Origin of the sequence: Gordonia sp. 852002-50395_SCH5434458 (assembly GCF_001665905.1) — a bacterium.
Classification (GTDB): Bacteria; Actinomycetota; Actinomycetes; order Mycobacteriales; family Mycobacteriaceae; genus Gordonia; species Gordonia jacobaea.
In genome coordinates, this window is sequence record NZ_LZTC01000055.1 from 85,132 (window position 1) to 108,891 (window position 23,760).

20 protein-coding genes are annotated in these 23,760 nt (G+C 65.1%); 10 read left to right on the forward strand and 10 right to left on the reverse strand.

Annotated features, from left to right (window positions below; translation table 11 throughout):
• Nucleotides 1-46 precede the first annotated feature (46 nt).
• Nucleotides 47-1,081 (forward strand): agmatine deiminase family protein, encoded by a 1,035-nt coding sequence (locus A5785_RS13535; protein ID WP_049698176.1) that lies wholly within the window; start codon nucleotides 47-49, stop codon nucleotides 1,079-1,081.
• Entirely contained in the window at nucleotides 1,078-3,099 is a 2,022-nt protein-coding gene (locus A5785_RS13540) for an amidase (RefSeq protein ID WP_049698177.1), read from the forward strand. Before A5785_RS13535 ends, A5785_RS13540 begins: the two co-directional genes overlap by 4 nt.
• Before the next feature lie 126 nt (nucleotides 3,100-3,225).
• Here the strand turns inward: A5785_RS13540 and A5785_RS13545 are convergent, their stop codons facing one another.
• Together A5785_RS13545 and A5785_RS13550 are read right to left on the reverse strand one after the other, a co-directional pair.
• Nucleotides 3,226-5,115, reverse strand: coding sequence for an HNH endonuclease signature motif containing protein (locus A5785_RS13545; protein ID WP_053117387.1), 1,890 nt, complete (start codon nucleotides 5,113-5,115; stop codon nucleotides 3,226-3,228).
• A gap of 102 nt (nucleotides 5,116-5,217) precedes the next feature.
• Nucleotides 5,218-5,679, reverse strand: coding sequence for a mycothiol transferase (locus A5785_RS13550; RefSeq protein WP_049698178.1), 462 nt, complete (start codon nucleotides 5,677-5,679; stop codon nucleotides 5,218-5,220).
• A 170-nt stretch (nucleotides 5,680-5,849) separates the two neighbouring features.
• On the opposite strand from A5785_RS13550, the gene A5785_RS13555 reads away from it, so the two are divergent.
• The 4 genes from A5785_RS13555 (at nucleotide 5,850) to A5785_RS13570 (ending at nucleotide 8,538) form a co-directional block, all read left to right on the forward strand.
• Complete coding sequence (locus tag A5785_RS13555; RefSeq protein WP_005208825.1) at nucleotides 5,850-6,104, forward strand: hypothetical protein; 255 nt, start codon at nucleotides 5,850-5,852, stop codon at nucleotides 6,102-6,104.
• A 9-nt stretch (nucleotides 6,105-6,113) separates the two neighbouring features.
• Nucleotides 6,114-7,340: a cupin domain-containing protein gene (locus tag A5785_RS13560; protein WP_049698557.1), complete on the forward strand. Its 1,227-nt coding sequence runs from the start codon at nucleotides 6,114-6,116 to the stop codon at nucleotides 7,338-7,340.
• On the forward strand, nucleotides 7,337-8,236 hold the full coding sequence (locus A5785_RS13565; RefSeq protein ID WP_049698179.1) for a sucrase ferredoxin: 900 nt from the start codon (nucleotides 7,337-7,339) through the stop codon (nucleotides 8,234-8,236). Before A5785_RS13560 ends, A5785_RS13565 begins: the two co-directional genes overlap by 4 nt.
• A gap of 98 nt (nucleotides 8,237-8,334) precedes the next feature.
• Complete coding sequence (locus A5785_RS13570) at nucleotides 8,335-8,538, forward strand: DUF2945 domain-containing protein (protein WP_005208831.1); 204 nt, start codon at nucleotides 8,335-8,337, stop codon at nucleotides 8,536-8,538.
• 27 nt (nucleotides 8,539-8,565) lie between these two features.
• On the opposite strand, the gene A5785_RS13575 is transcribed toward A5785_RS13570, so the two are convergent.
• Nucleotides 8,566-9,120, reverse strand: coding sequence for a hypothetical protein (locus tag A5785_RS13575; RefSeq protein ID WP_039856949.1), 555 nt, complete (start codon nucleotides 9,118-9,120; stop codon nucleotides 8,566-8,568).
• 79 nt (nucleotides 9,121-9,199) lie between these two features.
• Between A5785_RS13575 and A5785_RS13580 the strand changes: the two genes are divergently transcribed.
• Nucleotides 9,200-9,832: a DUF2461 domain-containing protein gene (locus tag A5785_RS13580; protein ID WP_049698180.1), complete on the forward strand. Its 633-nt coding sequence runs from the start codon at nucleotides 9,200-9,202 to the stop codon at nucleotides 9,830-9,832.
• A gap of 42 nt (nucleotides 9,833-9,874) precedes the next feature.
• Here A5785_RS13580 and A5785_RS13585 read toward each other — a convergent pair whose 3' ends face one another.
• A complete protein-coding gene (locus tag A5785_RS13585) occupies nucleotides 9,875-10,273 on the reverse strand; it encodes a YchJ family protein (RefSeq protein WP_049698558.1) in 399 nt (132 codons plus the stop codon).
• Between the two features lie 93 nt (nucleotides 10,274-10,366).
• On the opposite strand from A5785_RS13585, the gene A5785_RS13590 reads away from it, so the two are divergent.
• The 3 genes from A5785_RS13590 (at nucleotide 10,367) to A5785_RS13600 (ending at nucleotide 13,621) form a co-directional block, all read left to right on the forward strand.
• Entirely contained in the window at nucleotides 10,367-10,708 is a 342-nt protein-coding gene (locus tag A5785_RS13590; RefSeq protein ID WP_049698181.1) for a hypothetical protein, read from the forward strand.
• 296 nt (nucleotides 10,709-11,004) lie between these two features.
• The gene (locus tag A5785_RS13595; protein WP_082938100.1) at nucleotides 11,005-12,828 is read left to right on the forward strand and encodes an APC family permease; all 1,824 of its coding nucleotides are present in this window, start codon (nucleotides 11,005-11,007) and stop codon (nucleotides 12,826-12,828) included.
• A gap of 64 nt (nucleotides 12,829-12,892) precedes the next feature.
• Nucleotides 12,893-13,621 (forward strand): DUF998 domain-containing protein, encoded by a 729-nt coding sequence (locus A5785_RS13600; protein ID WP_049698182.1) that lies wholly within the window; start codon nucleotides 12,893-12,895, stop codon nucleotides 13,619-13,621.
• Here the strand turns inward: A5785_RS13600 and A5785_RS13605 are convergent.
• From A5785_RS13605 to gltB, 6 genes are all read right to left on the reverse strand, one after another.
• A complete protein-coding gene (locus A5785_RS13605; RefSeq protein ID WP_053117390.1) occupies nucleotides 13,600-14,046 on the reverse strand; it encodes a GNAT family N-acetyltransferase in 447 nt (148 codons plus the stop codon). The two genes, A5785_RS13600 and A5785_RS13605, sit on opposite strands and share 22 nt — an antisense overlap.
• Nucleotides 14,047-14,156: 110 nt before the next feature.
• Nucleotides 14,157-14,765: a hypothetical protein gene (locus A5785_RS13610; RefSeq protein ID WP_049698184.1), complete on the reverse strand. Its 609-nt coding sequence runs from the start codon at nucleotides 14,763-14,765 to the stop codon at nucleotides 14,157-14,159.
• A gap of 6 nt (nucleotides 14,766-14,771) precedes the next feature.
• Nucleotides 14,772-15,650: an acyl-CoA thioesterase gene (locus A5785_RS13615; RefSeq protein ID WP_049698185.1), complete on the reverse strand. Its 879-nt coding sequence runs from the start codon at nucleotides 15,648-15,650 to the stop codon at nucleotides 14,772-14,774.
• 94 nt (nucleotides 15,651-15,744) lie between these two features.
• A complete protein-coding gene (gene pyk / locus A5785_RS13620) occupies nucleotides 15,745-17,178 on the reverse strand; it encodes a pyruvate kinase (protein ID WP_039856938.1) in 1,434 nt (477 codons plus the stop codon).
• An 88-nt stretch (nucleotides 17,179-17,266) separates the two neighbouring features.
• Complete coding sequence (locus tag A5785_RS13625) at nucleotides 17,267-18,772, reverse strand: glutamate synthase subunit beta (RefSeq protein WP_049698186.1); 1,506 nt, start codon at nucleotides 18,770-18,772, stop codon at nucleotides 17,267-17,269.
• Nucleotides 18,765-23,336: a glutamate synthase large subunit gene (gene gltB / locus A5785_RS13630; RefSeq protein ID WP_049698187.1), complete on the reverse strand. Its 4,572-nt coding sequence runs from the start codon at nucleotides 23,334-23,336 to the stop codon at nucleotides 18,765-18,767. The genes A5785_RS13625 and gltB overlap by 8 nt, the downstream gene beginning before the upstream one ends.
• Between the last annotated feature and the right edge of the window lie 424 nt (nucleotides 23,337-23,760).

Genomic DNA, 23,760 nt, shown 5'->3' on the forward strand with positions numbered 1-23,760 from the left:
CCGTTCTAGTTATTGATTGCTCGATCAATAACGAAAGGCTCCGAATATGTCCTGGACAATGCCCGCCGAGACCGCCCCCCACGAGCGTGTGTGGATGGCGTTTCCACGGACCAACACCACCCTCGCCGAAAGCGCGGCCGACGCCGAGACCGCGTACGCCGCGTGGAGCGAGGTTGCCAATACGGTCGCGCAGTTCGAGCAGGTCGTCATGGTCGTCGACCCGACAGAGACGACACGTGCGCGTGCCATGCTCTCGGAGGAGATCGAGATCGTCGAAGCGCCGCTCGACGACGCGTGGATGCGCGACATCGGGCCGACCTTCGTCATCGACGACGCAGGCCAACTCGGCGCTGTCACATGGACGTTCAACGGTTGGGGCGCACAGGAGTGGGCCGAGTGGACCAACGATCGTCAGATCGGGCGCGTGGTCGCAGGCCGGGCAGGTGTCCCAGTTGTCAGCTCGATGCTCGTCCAGGAGGGCGGCGCCATCCACGTCGACGGCGAGGGCACCGTTCTCGTCACCGAGACGGTCCAACTCGACCCCTATCGAAACCCCTACGCCACGCGCGAGACGATCGAAGCCGAGCTCGAACGCACGATCGGCGCAAGGAAGGTCATCTGGCTCCCCCGCGGCCTGACCCGCGACTACGAGCGGTTCGGCACGCGCGGTCATGTCGACATGGTCGCGACCATTCCCTCCCCCGGGACGCTGCTGCTGCACCACCAGCCGAATCCCGACCATCCCGACCACGCAGTCACCAAAGGCTTGCGCGAGTTCTTCGAAGGCACCACCGACGCAGCCGGACGATCGTGGAACATCGTCGATCTGCCCGCTCCCAACACGATTCGGGACTCCGAGGGCTTCGTCGACTACAGCTACATCAACCACCTCGTCGTCAATGGTGGTGTCGTCGCCTGTGGTTACGGTGAACCGGAGGCCGACGCGCGCGCGGCCGAGATCCTGGCGTCGGTCTACCCCGGCCGGCGCGTGGTGACCATCGACGCACGCGAGATCCTGGCACGCGGCGGTGGAATCCACTGCATCACACAGCAACAACCAGCCGTCGGCGCCACGTCATGACGTCCCCGACACAAACCCCACCACTGGTGGAGGCATCGATAGCCGAACTGAGTGCCGCGCTGGAATCAGGCGCGGTCACCAGCGTCGAACTCGTCTGTGGGTACCTGAACCGCATTGGCCGATACGATAGACACAGGTTGACGCTCAACGCGATTCCCGTTCTCAACCCGACGATGTTCGACGAAGCGCGCGCATCGGACGAACGTCGTGCCCGTGGCGAGGCGTACGGTCCGTTCGACGGCATCCCGTACACCGCGAAGGACAGCTACCGGGTGCAGGGCCTCACCGTGGCGTCGGGTTCGCCTGCGTTCGCGCATCTCGTCGCGGGCTCAGACGCGTTCGCCGTCGAACGTCTGCGGGCTGCCGGCGCAATCTGCCTCGGCCTCACCAACATGCCTCCGATGGCCAATGGCGGTATGCAGCGGGGCGTGTACGGACGGGCCGAGAGTCCTTACAACAGCGACTATCTCGCGGCCGCGTACCTGTCCGGCTCGTCGAACGGTTCTGGCGTGTCGACAGCTGCGAGCCTTGCGGCGTTCGGCCTCGGCGAAGAGACATGGTCGAGTGGCCGCTCCCCCGCGTCGAACAACGCGCTCGTCGCGTACACGCCGTCGCGCGGCGTGATCTCGGTGCGTGGCAACTGGCCGTTGACGCCGACAATGGATGTCGTTGTGCCACAAACTCGTACGGTCGACGACATGCTCGCCCTGCTCGATGTGCTCGTCACGGATGACAACGACACACGAGGAGACTTCTGGCGCACGCAGCCATGGGTGGAATTGCCCGCGGCATCGTCGGTGCGGCCAGAGTCGTACCTGGACCTCCGCGATGACAATGCCCTGCGGGGCAAGCGTTTCGGCATACCCCGCATCATCCTGGGCGACGACCCCGACGCGGGCTGGCCGATCACACCACGACCCTCGGTCATCGAGCTGTGGAACCGCGCACGAGCAGACCTGGAGGCAGCGGGCGCCGAGATAATCGACGTCGACTTCCCCGCCCTGACCAACTACGAACTCGACCGACCCGACGCCCGCGACGGCTATGCCCGCGGAATCCTCCCGGAAGGATTCTTCGACGCGGAGATGTGGGACCTCACCGTCTGGTCGTGGAACGATTTCTTGGAGGCCAACGGCGACCCCGCACTGAACCGCCTCGCCGACGTCGACGGGCCGTTGATCTTCCCACTGCCCGACGGCGCGATTCCCGATGAACTGCACGGGTATTACGCGCGGTACAACCTGGACATCAGCGAGTACCCCGAGCGCGCCGCACGCGGAATCCCAACGCTCGATGAGATTCCCGATCTGGCCGAGGGCATCCGCGGGCTCGAGGAGATGCGCCGCGTCGACCTCGAGGAGTGGCTCGACGAACTCGGCCTCGACGCACTGGTGTTTCCCTCTGCGCTCGACGTCGGACCCGCGGACGCCGACACCAATCCGGAATCACACGAACGTGCCATGGCAAACGGGGTGTGGGTGTCGACCGGCAACACCATGATCCGTCACTACGGCATTCCGACTGTCAACGTCACGATGGGCACGATGAGTGACATCGGAATGCCCGTGAACCTGACATTCGCCGGACGCGCCTACGACGACAACGCCCTACTCGCCTACGGCTGGGCCTACGAGCACGCGTCTCGACGCCGCACCGCCCCTACCTCGACGCCGGAGCTCCCTTCACTGATGCGCCCCCTGATGCGCCCGGGCGCCGAGGCCGGCGGCGACGTCCCAGCGCTAGAACTGACAGCATCCGCTCGACGCGATGCGCAGTTTGCGGTCATCGAGATCTCGGGGTCATCCGACGCCGACCTGCTACAGGTGTTCGTCGACGGAGATGCTGTTCCGATCGACCGCGAGGGATCGAGCTTCACAGCATCGGTCGAGATTCCCGCAGCCGAGCTCAAGCGACAACACTCCGCGTGGCGCATCCCGTACGGCGCACTCGTGACAGCAATCGCGACGTCATCGAACGGCGCAGCCAACGCCGAATATGTGATCGTGGACGGCATCTGACCACGCTCCCTCTACTGGGACCTGCCCCGAGCGACCACGTCTGCCCCGCCACCGATGCGTGGTGGCGGGGTGTAGACGGGTTGCGGCACAACCAGATTCGACGGTTCGCCCGGGATGGCGCGGTGGTCAGGCGGCGTCGGCCAGCGGTGGGCCGAGGCTGTCTGGCGGGTCGACGCCGTGGGGTGCGATGAGGCCGCCTGGTGGAGCTGGGCCCGTTGGCGCGTCCGGGTCTGTGGGTGGCTCGGGGTCGGGTGGATCAGCGAGGTTCCATCGGATGTCGACCCGCGAGCTGAGACGAACGGTGTCGCCGGAGGGCATTGCGCCCACCAACGCGAGCTCGACCCGCCCGCGGGGCGGGTCCGGCATCGATGTCGGCGACACCATCCAGGCGCCGACTGCGTCCGCGACGATCTCGGCGTCCGCTGTACCGGAGGCTCGCGCGACGATCCCGGTATCGGCTGTGTCCGAGGCGATCCCGGTCCCGGTACCGGCCGCGCGTGCAGCCGCTGCTGCTTCGTTGTTGGTGTGTTCGGCGGCAAGGTAGTCGCGGAAATCAGCTTTAACGTCCGCGATGCGGTTGATGCGTTCCGGATTCTCCGGCATACCGGGCTTGGCGTTGAGCCGCCACGCAACCCGCCCGGTGTCGGGGCCGTCGGTGATCATGCGGGTGGTGAACTGGCCAGGTTTCGGGCCGACTCTCCGGTTGTGCACATCGCATGCCGGGACGAGTTGGTCGATATCGGTCAAGCCGCCGTCGGCCCAGTCTTTCGCGGCGTGATGCATCTGCACCCTGCTCGCGGGCTGATTACAGCCCGGGGCCGAACACATCTTCCCGCCGGGTGAGGCGAACGAGGCCAACCGTTGCCCCAGCGACGCGATCCGCTTCGACCGACCGAAATACAGGGGCACGCTGGTGTGCTCACCGAACACCGCCAAATACTGGCTCGCCCCGGCCGAGGCGGCCATCTCGATCACATCACCGATCGGGAGCAGTGTTCCGGACGTGGTTTGCGCGATCCCCGCCTGCGCTTCCAACTCGTGCAGGCTGGTGGTGACGATGACCTGGATCGGTAACCCCCGGTGGGTGTTGCCCAACATCCCTGATTCAAGTACTTGCTGCAGGAGTGCGGAGAAGGCGTCGTGGTTGCGTTGCGCTGGTGAGCGTTCATCACGCAGCGCGGCCGCCGCGACCTGTTCAGCATTCGCGGTCGTGATCGGCCCGACCGGCGACTCCGGGTCGTCCGGATTGTTCATGCCCGGTTTGGCCCACGCGTCCAACACCGTGTCCAGCCGTGCGCGGGCGATCGGATCGAGGTCGGCGGTCAATCGCGACATCAACTGCGCGTTCTGCCGGTTCACCCACAGGCGACGTCGACGTTTGCGATCTTTCGAGGTGGTCAGCGTGCCATCCGGATCCAGGTGCGCCAACAATCGTGACCCGAGGTTGGTGATTTCGGCGGGCGTGAATTGGACCGCATACCCGGCCATCTGTGCTTCGGCGGCAGCTTTGGTCTCGGCCGACACTTCACCGGGGATCTCCTCCAGCACCTCCAACACCGCACGGACATGTGCGCCCGCGACACGACCCTCGACGACATAGCCGGCCAGGGTGGGACACGACGGCGGTAGTCGGTTACCGCAGATCGTGGTGAACGAGCCGGTCGCCGCGATCACCCGATGCCGGGCCGCGGGGTCACCGATGTGCAGGCCGTGGCCCATGAAGTTCCGGATGTCGCGGAAACCCAGGGCGCGGGGTAGGTCGCGGTCGGAGGCTTCCACAATCAAACGATCCGTCACCGCACCCGCAGTGCGCAGTGCTAGGCGTTCCGCTTCGACGGTGGCTTCGACCAGCGCCGCATCCGACACCAACGACACATCGACGGCAGCCAACTCGTCCAGCACCGCGGCAAGGCGTGACAGCTTCTCCGCCACGACAGCATCCGCCGAACCCACCGCAGCAGTAGCCAAAGCCGAAGGCGCACCACCGGCCCCAACGTCATTGCTGTTGCTGTTCACGTGCCGCCACCCCCGCCCCACGTCATGTCGAATATGTGTTCTACATTACCCGACAATACCGACAGCGTCGAGGAAAACTCGAAAGAGCTTTCGATCGCAGATTCAGGCGCTCAACAGATCGCGGGTGATCTGAAGCTGGCCCAGGTGCTGGGCCAAGTCGTGTACGACATGCAGCACCACCCACTGAGGCGTGACGGTGTTGAGGTCGACCTTCGCGCGTGTTCCGCGTGCATCGCGGCCCGCAATTCCGTCGCGCACCATGCGCGTCGACCACACATCCATATCGGCGCGGACCTGCGCGATGCGTATGACGAGATCGTCGCGCGTTCCCGTCGCGTCGAACTCCCGCGACCGATCACGGGGCAGATCCATTCCGCACCCGAATGTTCCCAGCCACCAGCGGGCCATCTCGATGCAGTGGTGGACGATCGCATATGGCGCGTTGGAACCTGCGACCGGCAAGCTTCTGTTGAGGTCTGCATCGGCCACGCCGTCGAGCGCAGTCAGAACGCCGTCCCAGCATCGATCAGCGGTGTCACGAGCGGCCTCAAACCAGAGATCCATCGCTATAGCGTGTCACGTTCGGATCGTCGTGATCTTGCAGGAACCGCCATCTCGGCGCAGTAACGAAGTTCGGGCCTCGTCGACGAATCCTCGTCAAGAGCGTCACATATCGACATAGTGGAGTGTGGAGTCGCCAACCGAGCGACTCCCAACGAGGAAAGGGTTTACCCATGGCACTCGACGACGACGACATCACCACCTCCAGCCCAGGGGGTGAAGGTCCTGCCGATGGCGGCTCAAATCCCGGCGGACACGACGGCGGCGCAGACGGCACCGCCTCACCCGGCGAAGGACCAGCCGACGGCGGCTCCAACCCCGGCGGACACGACGGCGGCGCAGACGGCACCGCCTCACCCGGCGAAGGACCAGCCGACGGCGGCTCCAACCCCGATGGACACGACGGCGGCGCAGACGGCACCGCCTGAGTGACGACAATGCTGAGCCGCTGCATCGCCATCGACCCCGACGCGTTCGCGCGTGATCACTGGGGTCGGCGTCCTCTGCTCAGCAGATCGGACGCGCTCCCCCGCGACTTCGACGATCTTCTCTCGCCGCGCCGCGTCGACGAGTTGATCGCCGAGCGCGGGGTGCGTGCACCGTTCATCCGGATGGCCAAGGAAGGCGGTCTGGTAGGCAAAGAGAACTACCTCGGGCCGGCCGGTTTCGGTGCGGAGATGCCCGATCAGGTCGATTCGGCAAAAGTGCTGGCGCAGTTCGCCTCTGGTGCCACGATCGTTCTGCAGGGGTTGCACCGACTGTGGCCGCCCATCATCGACTTTGTGCGTGGGATGGTCGACGACCTCGGACACCCGGTACAGGCCAACGCCTACATCACCCCACCCGCAAATCGCGGTTTCGATCCCCACTACGACGTACACGACGTCTTCGTACTCCAGATCTCCGGCCGCAAGCACTGGCGGGTTCACGCCCCGGTACACACCGATCCCCTCGCCGACCAACCCTGGACCGACCACCGTGATGCAATCAAGGCGCGCAGTCACGAAGAGCCGGTGATCGACACCGTCCTCGAACCCGGCGACGCCCTGTACCTTCCGCGCGGATGGCTCCACTCGGCAGAAGCTCTCGGCCACACGTCGATTCATCTCACGGTCGGGGTATCGGCTGTCACTGCCTTCGATCTGGTCCGGGCGGTCGTCGACCAACTCGGCACAGTCGAATCGCTACGCGCCGCGCTGCCGATGGGTACCGACTTCACCGACCCCGACGAGTCAGCGGCGCTGGCAGCCAAGACAATTGCTGCCGTCATCGACGTATTGCAGGCCAACACAACAGATCTGGCCGAAAGCACCGCCGCGCGGTTGTCGACGATCCACGCCGAGCGAACCCGACCCGTGGCAGTTCGACCGCTCGCCACACTCGACGCAGTCAACTCACTCACCGAACACACGACGGTGAGGCGACGCCACGGCCTCGTCGTCGAAGTCCGTCGTGCGTTGCAACGTACCGAGATTCGCCTTCCCGATCGGACCATCAGCTTCCCCGACTACTGCACAGAGGCACTCGAGGCCGCAGTATCCGGAGCCACCGTCACCGCGGGTGAACTACCGGGACTCGACGCCGCCGACAGCCTCGTGCTGATTCGCAGACTGCTTCGTGAGGGCGTCGTCGTTCTCGAGAGTGGATCGGTTCCAACCGGATGACCCGTCGTCCTCCGTGTAGCGTGCAATCCGCGGAGCGCGGTGATCCGATCTACGGCACAGCCTCGGCGGGAACATTGTGGGTCCTGCTCGAACTCGGTGGTGCGTGGGGACATTCGGCGTTCTTGCAATCGCCGTCCATCATCGACCCCGACCTCGGTCTGAGCATCGTGCGTCGGGTCGAGAAGCAGCGCATGCGGATTGTCGCGATTCGACGACCGGGACGCCGACCGCAAACACCACGGTGGCGTTGGTTCATCGTGGACTCCACGCCGGGAGCGGAAAGCGTGCACGCTGGCGAAGTCGACGGTCCTGCAGGCTATCTCGACCTCGCGCTCGACGGGTCCGACGGCGCTCCATCGACCGAACCTCTCGTCGCAGTGTGCGCGCACGGTAAGCATGACCAGTGCTGTGCAGTTCGGGGTCGGGCCGCGACAGCATCGATCGCGTCGGCGTATCCGGAGTGGACGTGGGAGTGTTCACACCTCGGTGGTGACCGTTTCGCCGCGACAGGGCTGATCCTTCCGCACGGTCTCTGTTACGGAAGACTCGACACCGCCGTCGACCCAGCGTCCATCGTTGAGCTCTACACCCAAGGGCGCCTTGTGGATTCGCTACTGCGTGGACGTACGTCACTCCCCCACGCCGTGCAGGCCGCACAGCACTTCGCCCGCGTCGAGACCGGAGATGACCGCATCGACTCGTTCGCGCCGATCGACGTCACACACGTCGATGGGCGGATCCACGTCCGTCTGACGGGCCACGTCGGCCCCGTCGACGTGGTGCTCGGTGAGGAGTTCTCCGAGCCGCTGTTCTCGATGTGTGAAGCGAATGTCGCTGGACGCGTACGGCAGTTCACGCTGGACTCCATCGCCTTCGGACAGGTCGCCGCGACCTGACCGTGACCCTGTATCGATCGGTGGTCGGCGACGTATCGAGCACGCGTCACCCACGTCGACGAGCGCCGTCGGCGTCGGTGAGCGCGCATGCTCGACTCATGGGAATCAACAAGAACGACACCGTCGAATGGAATACGTCCCAGGGACCGACGCATGGGCACGCGAAGGAAAAGCGCACATCGCCATTCACCTTCGACGGTCAGAAGTTCAATGCTAGCGACGACGACCCGTACTGGATTGTCGAATCGTCGAAGACAGGATCGCAGGCGGCGCACAAGGAGTCGTCGCTCACCAAGAAGTGAGTGATCCGTACCCACATTCTCGACAGGTCACATATTTTCGAAGGCCCGACCGAGTTCGGCACCGACGTCGATGATGCGAGCAGCTTTGACCTCGGGCTTGTCGATCTCTTCCGCCACGTGCTGGGCGACGAAGCGCTTGATTTCGGTGTCGACCTGACCGACGGCACGGATGAATTCGCCACGCAGGTTGTGCGACGCGACGCCGACTATCACGTCTTTCGGCCGTGGCGGAGTGACGTCGATCCGCAACTCCAACGGCTCGGCGGCACGAACGGTCAGCGGTAGCGTGATCAGCCCGTCGACGTCGTACTTGATGCGGTCGACTCGCAGATCCACGACGAGACCGATGGTCAGCATGATCTCAACGGTGAACGTGATCAGTTCCCCGACGTTGCGCGCGATGCGCGGCTCGCCGATCTCGACGTGCGCGGTCACGCGAGCGAGCCCACCGGGGCCGGACGGGATGGGACCGACGTCGAACGATCCACCCGTGATAGAGGAGAACGCTGACCCCACCCGCTCCTCGGTCACGGCGACCTCGAAGAACCGGCGGCCGAACTCTTCATACGTCAGCTGCGTCATCCCCTTCATCGTGCCATTTCATCGATCGTCATAGAACACGTTCGCCTCGATCCGGCGCGGCGAGTCGTACCCTCGGGACATGTCTTTTCAGGGCTTCCCCGAGGCCGCCCTCGATTTCTACGACGACCTCGAGGTCGACAACAGCAAGGCTTTCTGGGAACAACACAAGCAGACATATCAGAGCGCTGTGGCCGCACCGATGCGTGAGCTGACCGACGCACTTGCCGATGAGTTCGGTGAAGCGAAGCTGTTCCGCCCGTACCGCGACGTCCGGTTCTCGAAAGACAAGTCGCCCTACAAGACCCATCAGGGCGCCTACGTTGCAGTGGCACCGGCGACCGGCTACTACGTCCAGATCAGTGCACCGGGTGTCATGGTGGGTGCCGGCTTCTACGACGCTTCGCCCGAGCGATTGTCCGCGATGCGCACAGCCATCGACGACGATCGACGTGGCCGCGAACTCGAACAGATCGTGCGTCGACTCGAGGACGCAGGATTCGACATCGGCGGAGAACGTCTGAAGACGGCTCCTCGCGGATGGGATGCCGGCCACCCACGAATCGAGCTACTGCGGCACAAGACGTTGACGGTCTCGCGCGATTACGGATTCGACGCCGTGATCCATGGTCCCGACCTGGTCGAGCGCGTGCGCGCTGACTGGCGCACCGCCCGACCACTCGTGGACTGGCTCATCCAACACGCTCTCGCGTGACGCCTCGCTTGACGTCCAGAAACGCCTGCGGGACATGCTGCGCTAGTCGACTGCGCCGTCGACGTAGACCCACGAGCCGTCGAGTCTGGTGAACGTCGACAGCTCGTGCATCTGCCCTCGACGCCCCTCGGCGCGATAGAACGCCGTGAACTCGACCGTGCCCGTGGTGTCGAACGGGCCGCCGCCGCTCACCGATTCGACGTCGAGACGCAGCCACCGCATGCTGTCATCGAGACCGAGGTCGGCCGGTCGGGTATCGGGATGCCAACTGCGCAGCAGGTGATTTCGGTCGCCGACGGCGAACGCGGTGAAGCGCGACCGCATCAACGCTTCGGCGGTTGGGGCACGGCGCTCTCCACGCAGGATCGACCCACAGCATTCGGCCAACGTCAGGCCGGTCCCGCACGGGCAGCGCGCGTCGTCGTCGAGTGTCGTGCTCATGGCGGCCCAGCATATGCCGCCGCGACCGATGGTCCCAGCCGACTGCCAGCGTCCGCCCATCACGGTGGCAGCGTCGGCGACTGTGATGGTGGCATGACAACGATTACTCATACCCCAGCAGTCACCCGTACCCGTCGCGCCGACACGGTTGTACTGATCATGGACGGTAGCGTTCGAGCTCACTGCGTCGCACGACAGATCCTGGATCGCGGGAAGAACCTCGCCATCGCGGGAACCCGTGGTCACGACCTCGTTCCCTATGTCGACGCTGCCGTGCGAGACCGTGTGGTGACGGTCATCGCCGATCCCTCCGATCCGACGCAGATCGACGCGGTCATCGAACGCGCGAGTGACACCCTCGGACCCGTGATCATGGTCGTCGATCCCGGCGGGTTGCTCTCCGACGTTCACGCCGCCGACCGTCACGCCGCCTGACACGCCGCACTGCCGGCGTCTGCGGCGAGGGCGGTCTGCGGTGGAGAGGTCTGCGGTAGAGCTGCGTCAAGATCTGACGAGTCGGCGTCAAATTCGCGTCAGAGGCGCTCGCATAACGACTTTCCGGCTATACAACGTCCCTCGTGGCATTACCCGGAACACGTACGCGAGTGTTGGCGCGCGACGAGGCATCGTCGTCGAACTCGACCTCCGCTGACCCGTCGAGAACTTCACGAAGCCGCGACAAACGTCGCCTGACCGCGACGACGGGTCTGGCAGCGCTCTCGCTCGATGCGATGGCGTCGGTCGCCTATGGGCCGGAGGCGATCGTCCTCGTGCTCGCCGCGGCGGGCGGCAACGCGTTGGGACTGACCCTTCCCGTCAGTGCCGCGATCGTCGTACTCCTCGCGGTGTTGGTGCTCTCCTACCGGCAGCTGATCGCTGCATTCCCCGACGGCGGCGGTGCTTACGCCGTCGCCAAAGCCCATCTCGGCCGCCGCGCATCACTTGTCGCCGCGGCTTCGCTCGTCATCGACTACGTCCTCAATGTCGCTGTGTCCGTGACCGCCGGAACCGCCGCACTCACCTCCGCCTTTCCCGCAGCGGGGCGGTATACCGTCTGGATCGCGCTCTCGGTGCTGGCCTTGATCACAGCCGTCAACCTGCGCGGAATCGTCAGCAGCGCCAGAGCTTTCGTCACTCCAACCGTTGTGTTCGTGGTGAGCATCGCGTCGGTGATCGTCGTCGGCCTCGTCAACGGCGGAAGCCACAGTGTCCCGCAGGTCGACTCACAAACGGTCGGGACCATCGGAATCTTGCTGGTACTCAAAGCATTCTCCAGCGGCTGCGCCGCGTTGACGGGCGTCGAGGCCATTGCCAATGCGACGCCACAGTTCAGGGAGAATCGAATCCGCCGCGCGCAGCGTGCTGAGGTGGCGCTCGGCGTGCTCCTCGGCGCGATGATGCTCGGCATCGCCGCACTCGTGGAGCGTCTGCACATCCAACCGCAGGCAGGCGTCACGGTGCTGTCGCAACTCACGGAAGGCGTATTCGGGCGTGGTGCAATGTATTACGTGGTGCAGGTAGCCACGATCGTGCTGCTCGCCCTTGCTGCCAATACGTCGTTCGGCGGGTTGCCGCAACTGATGAAAGTTGTTGCGAGCGACGATCATTTGCCGCATCGACTCACTCGCCGAACACGCAACGGTGTGTACCGCAACGGAGTTCTCATTCTTGCGGGCGCATCCGCTCTGCTGATTGTCGTCTCGGGCGGAGACGTCAATGCCCTCGTCCCGTTGTTCGCCATCTGCGTGTTCATCGGCTTCACCCTCGCGCAGGTCGGCCTGGTGCGTCACTGGTCGGTCACGCGGTCACACGGTTGGCGACGCCGCGCCGCGCTCAACGGCTTCGGCGCGGTACTCACCGCTGTGGCGGCGGTGGTCCTCACCGTGATGAAGGCCGGCGAGGGGTCCCTGTGGGTCGTCCTCGTGTTGGCGATACTCGTCGCGGCGATGGAGTTGCTGGCCCGAAGTTACCGACGCACAAGGGAACTCGACATTCGGACGGCCGCCGATACGTCGCACCCAGGAGAACACCCGCGACACTCCTTCGCCGGACAGGGCCTCGCCGTCGTACCCGTCTCGTCACCGTTGTGTTGTGCCACCAACGACGCCCTGCATGCGGCCCGCGCGTTCGGCCGCGAGGTCGTCGCACTGCATGTCGTCATCGACGGTGACTCAGTACGAGAAGGCGACACGGCACGAGAAGGCGACACGGCACAAGAAGGCGATACCGGCGCGGCCATCGCTCGCGAGCATGACGATTTCGCGTCGGAGTGGCGGCGGTACCACCCGCTCGACCGCCTGGTCGAAGTCCGCGCACCCGACGAGGACTCCGTCGTCGATGTCCTCGCCGACCATATCGCCACCCTGGCAAGCAACGACGACGTGCTCGTGATCATCCCCGACTCCGCGTCGGACACACGCGCAAAGCTACTGTCCTCGGGACGGGCCGACGACCTCGAGCGAGCACTCAAGCGCACAACACACGCTTTGGTCACGAGGACGCGGACCAACGTCGACGCCCGCCGCTCGACGTCCATCGCGAATGTGCGCAGGTAGCAGCGGGGGCAAGGCACTGGGTAAGCCTCGGGGCACCTATTCTCCGGTGGACTAACCTGATCGAATGCCTTCGTTGTCGACGACCCGCCGGATCACCGCGGGGATACTCATAGCGCTGGCCGGAATCTGCTACTCGTCGTGGGTCCTCGAGTTCTTCTGGTCGAGCCCGCTCGATCCGCTGAACAGCTTCCTCAGCGAACTCGACGCTGCCCACCGACCCCACCGAGCGGTGTACGAGGTCGGCGACATCCTCACCTCGATCTTCGCGGTGTGCTCGGCGCTGATTCTCTTTCTTCCGCGCCCGATCGTGAGTGGGGTGTACGCACGGATCGCTGTGATCTCGTTCGGCGTGTTCGGTGCAGCGACGTTGGCCGATGCGCTCGCACCCATCGACTGCATCCCCGGCGTCGACAAGGATTGCCCGTACGAACCGAGTGGGCTTCTCCCCCAGTTGCATCACATACATGCGTTGACCAGCACGGTCGCCGTGTTCGCCATCTTCATCACGATGATCGCGGGTGTGGTGGCCGCCTATCGACAACGCCCGCCGCTATGGCCGCTGCTCCGGACAGCCGGGCTCGGGGTACTCGTCATCGTCGCGGTGACCACCGCGTGGATGCTGATCGCCGACAACCTGCACGGCGACTACTACCTCGGGCTGGCGCAGCGCATCCAGGTCGGAGGCATGTCGGTGTGGTTGATCCTGTGGGGCATAGCGGTGTGCACGCAGCGCACACGCGCTCCGGCTCGCGCTGCGACCAGCACACCTGGTCAGGTCAGTTCGACCTCGTAAACGACGAAGTCGTTCGACGCGATGGTGTCGTACAGAGAACGGGCCGTCGTGTTGTCGCGTGCGGTCTGCCAGTAGACCTTCGGTAGTCCTTGGTTGCGAGTCCACTCGAGTACGTGATCGATCAGTGCCCGCCCTGCGCCACTCCGGCGAACATCCGGAGCGACGAAGAGGTCTTCGAGATAGGTGTAGGAAGCATCGCTCCACGTCGACGCATGCGTCAGCCAGTGCACGATGCCGATCGCTCGTCCGGTCTCGTCGCGCGCGATCGCACCGAACATCGGGTAGTCGGGGTCGAGGATCCGTGCGAAGGTCAGATCATTCTGTTCGTCGCTCAGTTCGTGCTCGTAGAACGTCAGGTACCCCGCCCACAGCGGAGCCCAGTCCTGCCGATCGGCCTCCGTCAATGGCGCGATTGTGGTGGTCATCAGTCGTCTCTCTCGTGAGTGTTCATCGGTGTCGCAAGTCAGCGATCAGGAAGGCAGCGGCCCGGGCTCTCGCATCGGCGGCGCGCCATTCTCATGTGGCACGTCAGCCGTCATGCAGTCGGGCGGAACACCACTCCACGCTTCAGCGCCGAACCCGAAACCGGTTGTGCAAAGGTATCTCCCACGTGCACCACGTAGCCGCTCTGGCTGGCGTCGACGTCATCGACGGAGAACCTCAGCACACACTGCCGACCCTCGTCCGTACTGTGGCGTTCGAGCGGCGTCGTCGCAAGTTTCGTGCCCGTTTCGCTGTAGATGGTCACGACCGACTTGTCGGAAATGGTGCCGCCGTTGGCTTCGGTCTCCCACGACCCGCAGCTCACCGGAACCCCTCCGATCGCAGTGAAATGCGGCGTGTAGTTGATCCCGAGCACGACGGCGAGCCCGGCGAGGGCCGCGAACACAACCATCGCGATCGACGTGCCGACAATGACCGGCACGCGAGTCTTGTGCTGCCACTCGCGTCGCGGCAACGCGGCACCCGAGTCCAGCCAGAACTCGGTGGTCCCTTGCTGCGAGTCACTCGGATACTGCGGCTGCTGGAAGGTCTGCGGGTAGCCCTGGTTCTGCGAGTACTGCTGCTCTTTGGGGTACTCCTGCGACTGTGTGTGTTGCGGCGAATGGGGGTGTTGCTGGCCCGACCACGATCCCGGATGCACTACGTGTCACTCCTTCGGAGGAAAGTATTTGATCAGGGCTTCTTGCACGACGGAGGTCGCAAGGGTTCCGTCTCGCTTCCAGAAGCGGCCCGAGCCCATCCCGCGCGAGCCGGTGGCGACCGGCGATCGCGTGGCGTAGAGCATCCACTCGTCGAAGCGGAAGTCACGGTGAAACCACATCGAGTGATTGACGGTCGCCGCGAACAGTCGGTCGATGCCCCAGGACAGGCCGTGCGTCGTGATGATCGAGTCGAGCACCGTGGTGTCGGACGCGTAGCACATCGCTGCGACGTGGAGCAGCGGATCGTCGGGCATGACGCCGTCGGCCTTCATCCATACTCTGTTGTCGCGCAACGTCTCTCCGGCTTCGCGCATCTTCCATGAGGGATCATTGGCGAAGCGGATGTCGATGGGATGCAACGCGTTGACGAAGGTGGCGATGCGGTCCTCGAAGCCCTTGAAGTGCTCGCCGAGCGGGGGCAATTCTTCCGGGTAGGGAACCTGAGGGATCTCGACCGCGTGCTCGAGACCCGCGGCGTTGTCCTGGAATGCGACGAGCATGGTGAAGATGACCTCGTCGTCTTGGATCGCGGTCACCTGCCGATTGGCGAATGACTTGCCGTCGCGGTAGCGGTCGATGTGGTACTCGAGGGGCTTCTTGACGTCGCCGCCGCGGATGAAGTGTGCGTGCAACGCGTGGACGGGAGGGTTCCCGCGCGTCAGGGTGCGTCCCGCCGCGACGACGCCCTGCCCGAGCATCTGGCCGCCGAAGGTGCGCGCGGTCTTCTGCTCGGGGTGCTGCCCGATGAACAGGTCGTCCTCGCGTCGTTCGACGTCGAGCAGGTCGAGGAGTTTGCCGAGATCCTCGGACACGTCGGTTGTCATGCAGATCACCCTATGCGGTCAGCCGCAGAGGAGGTGCGGCTGGTGGCTGCGTCGGCTCGTGGCGACGGGCGCAGCCACGAGCCGCGCAGAAACCTCAGTGGTCCTGCTCGCCGATGCGGTGCACGTGAATCATGTTGGTCGAGCCGACGGTGCCGGGGGGCGCGCCGGCGACGATCACGACAACGTCGCCATCGCGAAGCCTGCCGATGCGCAGGAGTTGCAAGTCGACCTGATCGATCATGTTGTCGGTGGTGTCGACGCGGTCGACGATGAACGTCTCGGTGCCCCAGCTCAGGGCGAGCTGGCTGCGCACGGCCTGGGTGGGCGTGAATGCCAGCAGCGGGAGTCGTGAGTGCAGGCGCGCGAGGCGTCGAACCGTGTCACCGGACTGGGTGAACGCGACGAGGGCTTTGACTTCGAGTCGTTCTCCGATGTCGCGTGCGGCGTAGGAGATGATGCCGCGCTTGGTGCGCGGGACGTGCGACAGCGGCGGGACGTCGCGCGAGCTTCCCTCGACGGCCTTGCAGATCCGGTTCATGGTGCGCACCGCTTCGATGGGCCATTTGCCGACCGATGTCTCGCCGGAGAGCATCACCGCATCGGCGCCGTCGAGCACGGCGTTGGCGACGTCGGATGCCTCCGCGCGGGTTGGGCGCGAGTTCTCGATCATGGAGTCGAGCATCTGGGTTGCCACAATCACCGGCTTGGCGTTCTCGCGAGCCATCTGGATGGCACGCTTCTGCACGAGCGGCACTTCCTCCAGCGGCAGTTCGACGCCGAGGTCGCCGCGGGCGACCATGATGGCGTCGAACGCGAGCACGATGGCCTCGAGGTTGTCGATGGCCTCGGGCTTCTCCAGCTTGGCGATGACGGGCACGCGGCGTCCGACACGGTCCATGACCTCGTGGACGAGTTCGATGTCGGCAGGGCTGCGCACGAAGGACAGAGCCACGAGGTCGACGCCGAGGCCGAGGGCGAACTCGAGGTCGGCGATGTCTTTCTCGCTCATCGCGGGCACCGAGACGTTCATGCCCGGCAGTGAGAGGCCCTTGTTGTTGGAGACCGGGCCACCCTCGGTGACGGTGCAGACCACGTCGTTGCCTTCGACGTCGGTGACCACGAGGCCCACCTTGCCGTCGTCGACGAGCAGCCGGTCGCCGGGGACGGCGTCGTCGGCGAGTCGCTTGTAGGTGGTCGACACGCGGTCGTGCGTTCCGACGATGTCGTCGGTGGTGATGCGCACGGTGTCGCCGGTGTTCCACATGACTTCGCCGTTGAGCGCGCCGTCGTCTTCGAATTTGCCCAGTCGGATCTTGGGACCCTGGAGATCGGCGAGGATGCCGACGGCCTTCTCGGCGTTGTCGCCGGCCTTTCGCACTCTTTCGTAGACCACTTTGTGGTCGTCGTGCGTGCCGTGGCTGAAATTGAGTCGCGCGACGTCCATTCCGGCGTCGACGAGTTCCTTCAGCCTCTCTTCGCTATTGGTAGCTGGACCCAGGGTGCAGACGATCTTGGTTCGGCGTTCCACTGTGCTCACCTTAGTCCGCTCGTTTCGGCATAGCCATCGTTACACCTGAGTTGTCACCGGACGTCAACGCAGCGTTGCTCGTCGCGGGTCAGCGTACGGACAGCGGGAGTTGGGCTGGTTTTACCGGTGACGGCAAATCCGAGGCACCCATGAGGAATTCGTCGACGGCGCGTGCAGTCGAACGTCCCTCGGCGATCGCCCACACCACCAACGACGCTCCGCGGTGGGCGTCGCCGCACACGAACACGCCGGGCGCGTCGGTCTGCCAGTCGCTTCCGCACGAGATGTTGCCGCGGCGGTTGGGCTCGATCCCCAGATCGGTGAGAAGTGCCGTGTCGCGTACGCCTTCGAATCCGATGGCGAAAAGTGCCAACTCGCAAGGGATCTCGAACTCGTCGCTGACCGGGGTGATCACCCGTCGACCGTCGGGCTCACGTACGACCTTCACTTCGGCGAGCACCATCGCCGTCACGTTGCCGTCGGCGTCGCCGACGAATCGTTGCACCGCAACCTGGTACTTGCGTTCGCCGCCCTCCGCGTGCGCACTCGACGTCCGCATGACAAGCGGCCAGGTCGGCCACGGCGAACGGTTGTCGTCACGGTCGCTGGGTAGTTCGGCGTTGTAGTCGAGCTGGACCACCGACGCCGCGCCCTGGCGATGCGCGGTTCCGAGGCAGTCGGCTCCGGTGTCGCCGCCGCCGATGATGACGACGTGTTTCCCCGCGGCGCTGATCGGCGACGGCCCGTCGCCCTCGCACTCCTTGTTGGCGGGCACGAGGTGTTCCATCGCGAGGTGCACGCCGTTGAGCTCACGTCCCGGGACCGGATTGTCACGCGCCTTCATCGCGCCGATCGCGAGCACGACGGCGTCGTGCCTGCTGCGCAGTTCGTCGACCGTGAGATCGATTCCGACATCGCAGTTGACGACGAATTGTGTTCCCTCAGCGCGCATCTGAGCGATTCGCCGCTCGATGTCGGACTTCTGAAGCTTGTACTCGGGAATGCCGTAGCGCAGGAGTCCGCCGACGCGGTCGTCCTTCTCGTAGACCGTGACGTCGTGGCCGGCGCGGGTCAATTGTTGCGCTGCCGCCAATCCGCCGGGACCGGAGCCGACGACGGCAACCGACTTGCCCGACTTCGCATCCGGCGCCTCGGGGCCGATGATGCCCTCTGCCCACGACTCGTAGGCGATCGTCTTCTCGATGCGTTTGATCGTCACGCTGCCGCCGGTCGTCGGCTCGGAGATCGACAACACGCACGCCGCCTCGCACGGTGCCGGACAGACCATTCCGGTGAACTCGGGGAAGTTGTTGGTCGCGTGCAGGCGCGCGCTTGCGGCATCCCACCGACCACGACGCACGAGGTCGTTCCACTCAGGGATCAGATTCCCCAACGGACATCCCGCAGTTCCGGAGTGGCAGAACGGGATTCCGCAATCCATACACCGACGGGCCTGCTCGGATACCTCGTTGAGCGAGGCGACGGGGTCGAATCCGTGCGCGTACACGTCTTCCCAGTCCTGCACGCGCTCGGCGACCGGACGATACTTCGATTCTTTCTTCCCGACTTCCAGGAATCCGCGTGGGTCAGCCACGTGCCGCCTCCATGATCGCTGAATCAACATCTCGCCCTTCGGCTTCGGCCATCCTGGCCGCGTCGAGGACGCGCTTGTAATCGGTGGGCATCACCTTGGTGAAGGCCAGGCATCGCCTCGGCCAGTCGGCGAGCATCGACGCACCGATCGCCGATCCGGTGAGCTCGGTGTGCTTCGTGATGTGCTCATGCAGCCAGCGCAGGTCGTCGGGGTCGGGTCGCAGTAGCTCCACCATCGCACCGTTGACCTTGGTCTCGTCGAGGTCGTAGACGAACGCGATACCGCCGGACATTCCCGCGGCCATGTTGCGCCCGGTGGGTCCGAGGATCACCACGCGACCGCCCGTCATGTACTCGCAGGCGTGATCGCCGACGCCCTCGACCACCGCGGTCGCACCCGAGTTACGCACGGAGAAGCGCTCGCCGACCTTGCCGCGCAGGTAAACCTCGCCCGACGTCGCGCCGTAGAGGATGGTGTTACCCGCGATGACCTGGTCTTCTGCGATGAACCAGGCATCCTCGTGTGGAGCCACCACGATCTTGCCGCCACACAATCCCTTGCCGACGTAGTCGTTGGTGTCACCGGTGAGCTTGATGGTCACACCTGGCGGAAGGAACGCGCCGAGCGACTGCCCTGCCGAGCCGGTGAGCTCGACGGTGATGGTGTCCTCGGCAAGCCCTTCGGCGCCGTATCGTCGGGTCACCTCCGAACCGAGCAGCGTGCCGACGGTGCGGTTGACGTTGCGCACCGGGAGCTCGAGTGTCACCGGATGCGCGTCTTCGAGTGCACCTTCGGCGAGTTGGATGAGCGTCTGGTCGAGCGCTTTGTCGAGGCCGTGGTCCTGACCGCGCACACGGCGGGTCGGGCCCTTGTCCTCGATCCGACGGAAGATCGGGCTGAGATCGAGTCCCTTGCTCTTCCAATGGGCGACGGCGGTGTCGGTGTGGAGCCGCTGCGACTGTCCGATCGCGTCGTCGAGCGTCCGATATCCCAACTGCGCCAGGTACTTTCGCACGTCCTCCGCGATGAATCGGAAGAAGTTCACGATGTGCTCGGCCTGGCCGGTGAACCGTGAACGCAACACCGGGTTCTGCGTCGCGACGCCGACCGGGCAGGTGTCGAGGTGACAGACACGCATCATGATGCACCCGGACACGATGAGCGGTGCGGTCGAGAAGCCGTACTCCTCGGCACCGAGCAACGCGGCCATGATGACATCGCGACCCGTGCGCAGCGCGCCGTCGCACTGCACGGTGATGCGATCGCGCAAACCGTTCAGCATCAACGTCTGCTGGGCGTCGGCGAGGCCGATCTCCCAGGGTGTGCCCGCATGCTTGAGCGAGGTGAGCGGTGACGCTCCCGTTCCGCCGTCGTATCCGGAGATCAGCACGACGTCGGCGTGGGCCTTGGAGACACCTGTCGCGACGGTGCCGACACCGACAGCACTCACCAGCTTCACGTGGATGCGCGCATCGGAGTTGGCGTTCTTCAGATCGTGGATCAGTTGCGCGAGGTCTTCGATGGAGTAGATGTCGTGGTGCGGTGGCGGCGAGATGAGCGCGACGCCCGGCGTCGAATGTCGTGTCTTCGCGATCCACGGGTACACCTTGTACGCGGGGAGCTGGCCGCCCTCACCGGGCTTGGCACCCTGCGCCATCTTGATCTGGATGTCGGTGGCGTTGGTGAGGTAGTCGCTCGTCACGCCGAACCGACCCGACGCGACCTGCTTGACCGCGCTGCGTCGTTCCGGATCGTAGAGGCGGTCGGTGTCCTCGCCACCCTCACCCGAGTTGGAGCGGCCACCGATGCGGTTCATCGCGATCGCGATGGTCTCGTGGGCCTCGGCGGAGATCGAGCCGTAGCTCATCGCGCCCGTGTTGAAGCGCGTCATGATCGACTCGATCGGCTCGACCTCGTCGAGCGGCACGGGATCGCGACCGGTGAAGTCCAATTCGAACAATCCGCGAAGTGTGCCGCCCTTTCGCGACTGATCGTCGACCTTGTCCGAATACGCCTGGAACACATCGTCGCGTCCGGTCTTGGTGGCGTGCTGGAGCAAGAACACCGTCTCCGGGGTGAACATGTGCAGCTCACCCTCACGGCGGTATTGGTATTCGCCGCCCACTTCGAGTCGTCGGTACACCTGTTCGGTTGGGTTACGCGGGAACGCCCGGTGGTGTCGGATGCGCACTTCCTCGGCGAGTTCGTCGAGTCCGACGCCTTCGATCCGCGACACCGTCCTGGTGAAGTACTCCTTGACGACGGCCGACGAGAGGCCAACCGCCTCGAACGCCTGCGACGCCGTGTACGAGCTGATGGTCGAGATGCCCATCTTGCTCATCACCTTCAGGACGCCCTTGCCGAGCGCCTCGATGTAGTTGCGCTTCGCCTTCGACGGCCTGACGCCCGTCAGCTCGCCCTCGGCGATCAGATCCTCGATCGATTCGAGTGCAAGGTACGGGTTGACCGCCGCAGCGCCGAAGCCGATGAGCAGTGCGATGTGGTGGACTTCGCGCGCGTCACCCGACTCGACGATGAGCGCGATCTTCGTGCGCTCCTTGGTGCGGACGAGATGGTGGTGCACCGCCGACGCCGCGAGCAGTGAAGGGATCGGCGCGTGCTCACGATCGGAGTGCCTGTCCGACACGACGAGCGTGCTGTGCCCCTCCGCGATCGCCTGGCTGGCGCGGCGTCGAAGATCTTCGAGCGCATCGGCAAGGCCCTCCCCGCCGCGGGCCACCTCATAGAGTCCGTGGAGGACCTTCGCGGAGAGTCCCGGGTTGTCGCCGTCATCGTTGATGTGGACGAGCTTGGCGAGGTCGTCGTTGTCGATGACCGGCCAGTGCAGCATGATCTGTCGACACGACGCCGCGGTCGGGGCGAGCAGGTTCTGCTCGGGTCCCATCACACGCGCCATCGAGGTGACGATTTCCTCGCGGATCGCATCGAGTGGCGGGTTGGTGACCTGCGCGAACAGCTCGACGAAGTAGTCGTAGAGCAACCGCGAACGCTGCGACATCACGGCGACGGGCGTGTCGGTGCCCATCGAACCGAGCGGTTCGTAACCCGACGCCGCCATCGGGGTCAGCAAGACGCGCAGGTCTTCTTCGGTGTAGCCGAAGGACACCTGACGTCGGACGACCGTGTCGTGGTTGGGCTTGTAGACGGGGCGCGGCGGGAGCGTGGCGATGTCGAGGAGTCCCGCGTGCAGCCATTCGTCGTAAGGCTCCGAACGCATGAGATCGCCCTTGATCTCCTCGTCGGGGATGATCCGTCCCTGTGCGGTGTCGACGAGGAACATCCGACCCGGTTCGAGGCGCCCCTTGGAGACCACGTCGTCGACCGGAACGTCGAGGACGCCGGATTCCGAAGCGAGGATGACCCGTCCGTCGCGCGTCTGCCACCAACGTCCCGGGCGCAGTCCGTTGCGGTCTAGGACGGCGCCGACGACGGTTCCGTCGGTGAACGTCACACATGCCGGACCGTCCCACGCCTCCATCAGCGACGCGTTGAACTGCAGAAACGCGCGGCGCTTGGGGTCCATCGACGGGACGTTCTCCCACGCCTCCGGCACCATCAGCATCACCGCGTGCGGCACGCTGCGGCCACCGAGGTGAAGGAGTTCGAGGACCTCGTCGAGCGACGCCGAATCAGAAGCCTCGGGCGTGCAGATCGGGAACGCGCGCTTGAGGTCGCCGGGAATGAGGTCTGTCTCGAGCAGAGCCTCGCGGGCCCGCATGCGGTTGCGGTTGCCGCGCACGGTGTTGATCTCACCGTTGTGCGCGACGAACCGGAACGGGTGCGCGAGCGGCCACGATGGAAAAGTGTTGGTAGAGAAGCGCGAGTGGACGATGGCGATGGCACTCAGGCAACGGTCGTCACGCAGGTCGGGGTAGTAGAGCGGCAACTGCATCGTCGTGAGCATGCCCTTGTAGACCATGGTGCGACTCGACAGCGACGCGACGTACAACCCGGTGCCCGCGGCCTCGAATTCGGGCGTGATGCGCTCGGCCTGCTTGCGGAACGGGTAGATGTAGCGGTCGAGGTCGACGCCGCCGAGCCGTGGTTGTCCCGGTTCCGGTTCGACCGTGACGAACAACTGCGCCATGAAGGGCATGCAGCCGACTGCGGTCTCGCCGATGTCGGCGCCGTCGACGTCGACGGGGAGGTCACGCCACCCGAGGATCGTGATGCCCTCTGCCTCGGCGAGCGACCCGACGCGGTCCATCGCATCTCGGCGGGCCGCCTGGTCCATCGGCAGGAAGCAGGTGCCGGCAGCATAGGTGTTCGCACCGTTCTCCGACGGCGCGGGAAGTGCGAAATCGACTGTGCCACGGAACAATTCGTCGGGCAGCTGGATCAGGATGCCCGCTCCGTCGCCGCTGTTCGGCTCGGCGCCTGCAGCACCGCGGTGTTCGAGGTTCTCGAGTGCGAGCAGACCGTCGGCGACAATCGAATGCGACCGACGACCGTGGATGTCGGCAACCATCGCGACGCCGCACGAATCCACTTCTGTCTCTGGGTCGTACAGGCCCTGTTTGGCCGGGAGCGCAGAAAACAACATCACGAGCCTCCACTCGATTCGCGTGAATCAAATGCTGAAGTCCTCAGGGACAGCGCTGGCCCGTGGAGCAGGAGTCAGGACACGACGCCGTTGGGGACGCGTGTTCCCGGGTGAGATCCCACTCTATCCGACCACCGCCCGCCGCGTGGTTTTCGACGCCGCGGCGGGGGTTGGGGGTGCGGGAGGTCGGGGCGTCCGGCGGAGGGGCAGCGTCGAGCCGCGTGCGCGGCGGGGCGTGGGGCTGGGCGCGGCGTCGAGCCGTCGGGTGGCGGCGCAGAAACTAGGGGAAAGAATCCTTCCCCTACTCCCAGACCTCTCCCCCGAAAACTTCGCGGGGACACGCAAGAAGGCCGCGGAAAGAACCCTTCCCCTACTTCCCGCAGCCCACACGAGGCCGACGACCCGGTCCCCGGGGCAGGCGCCC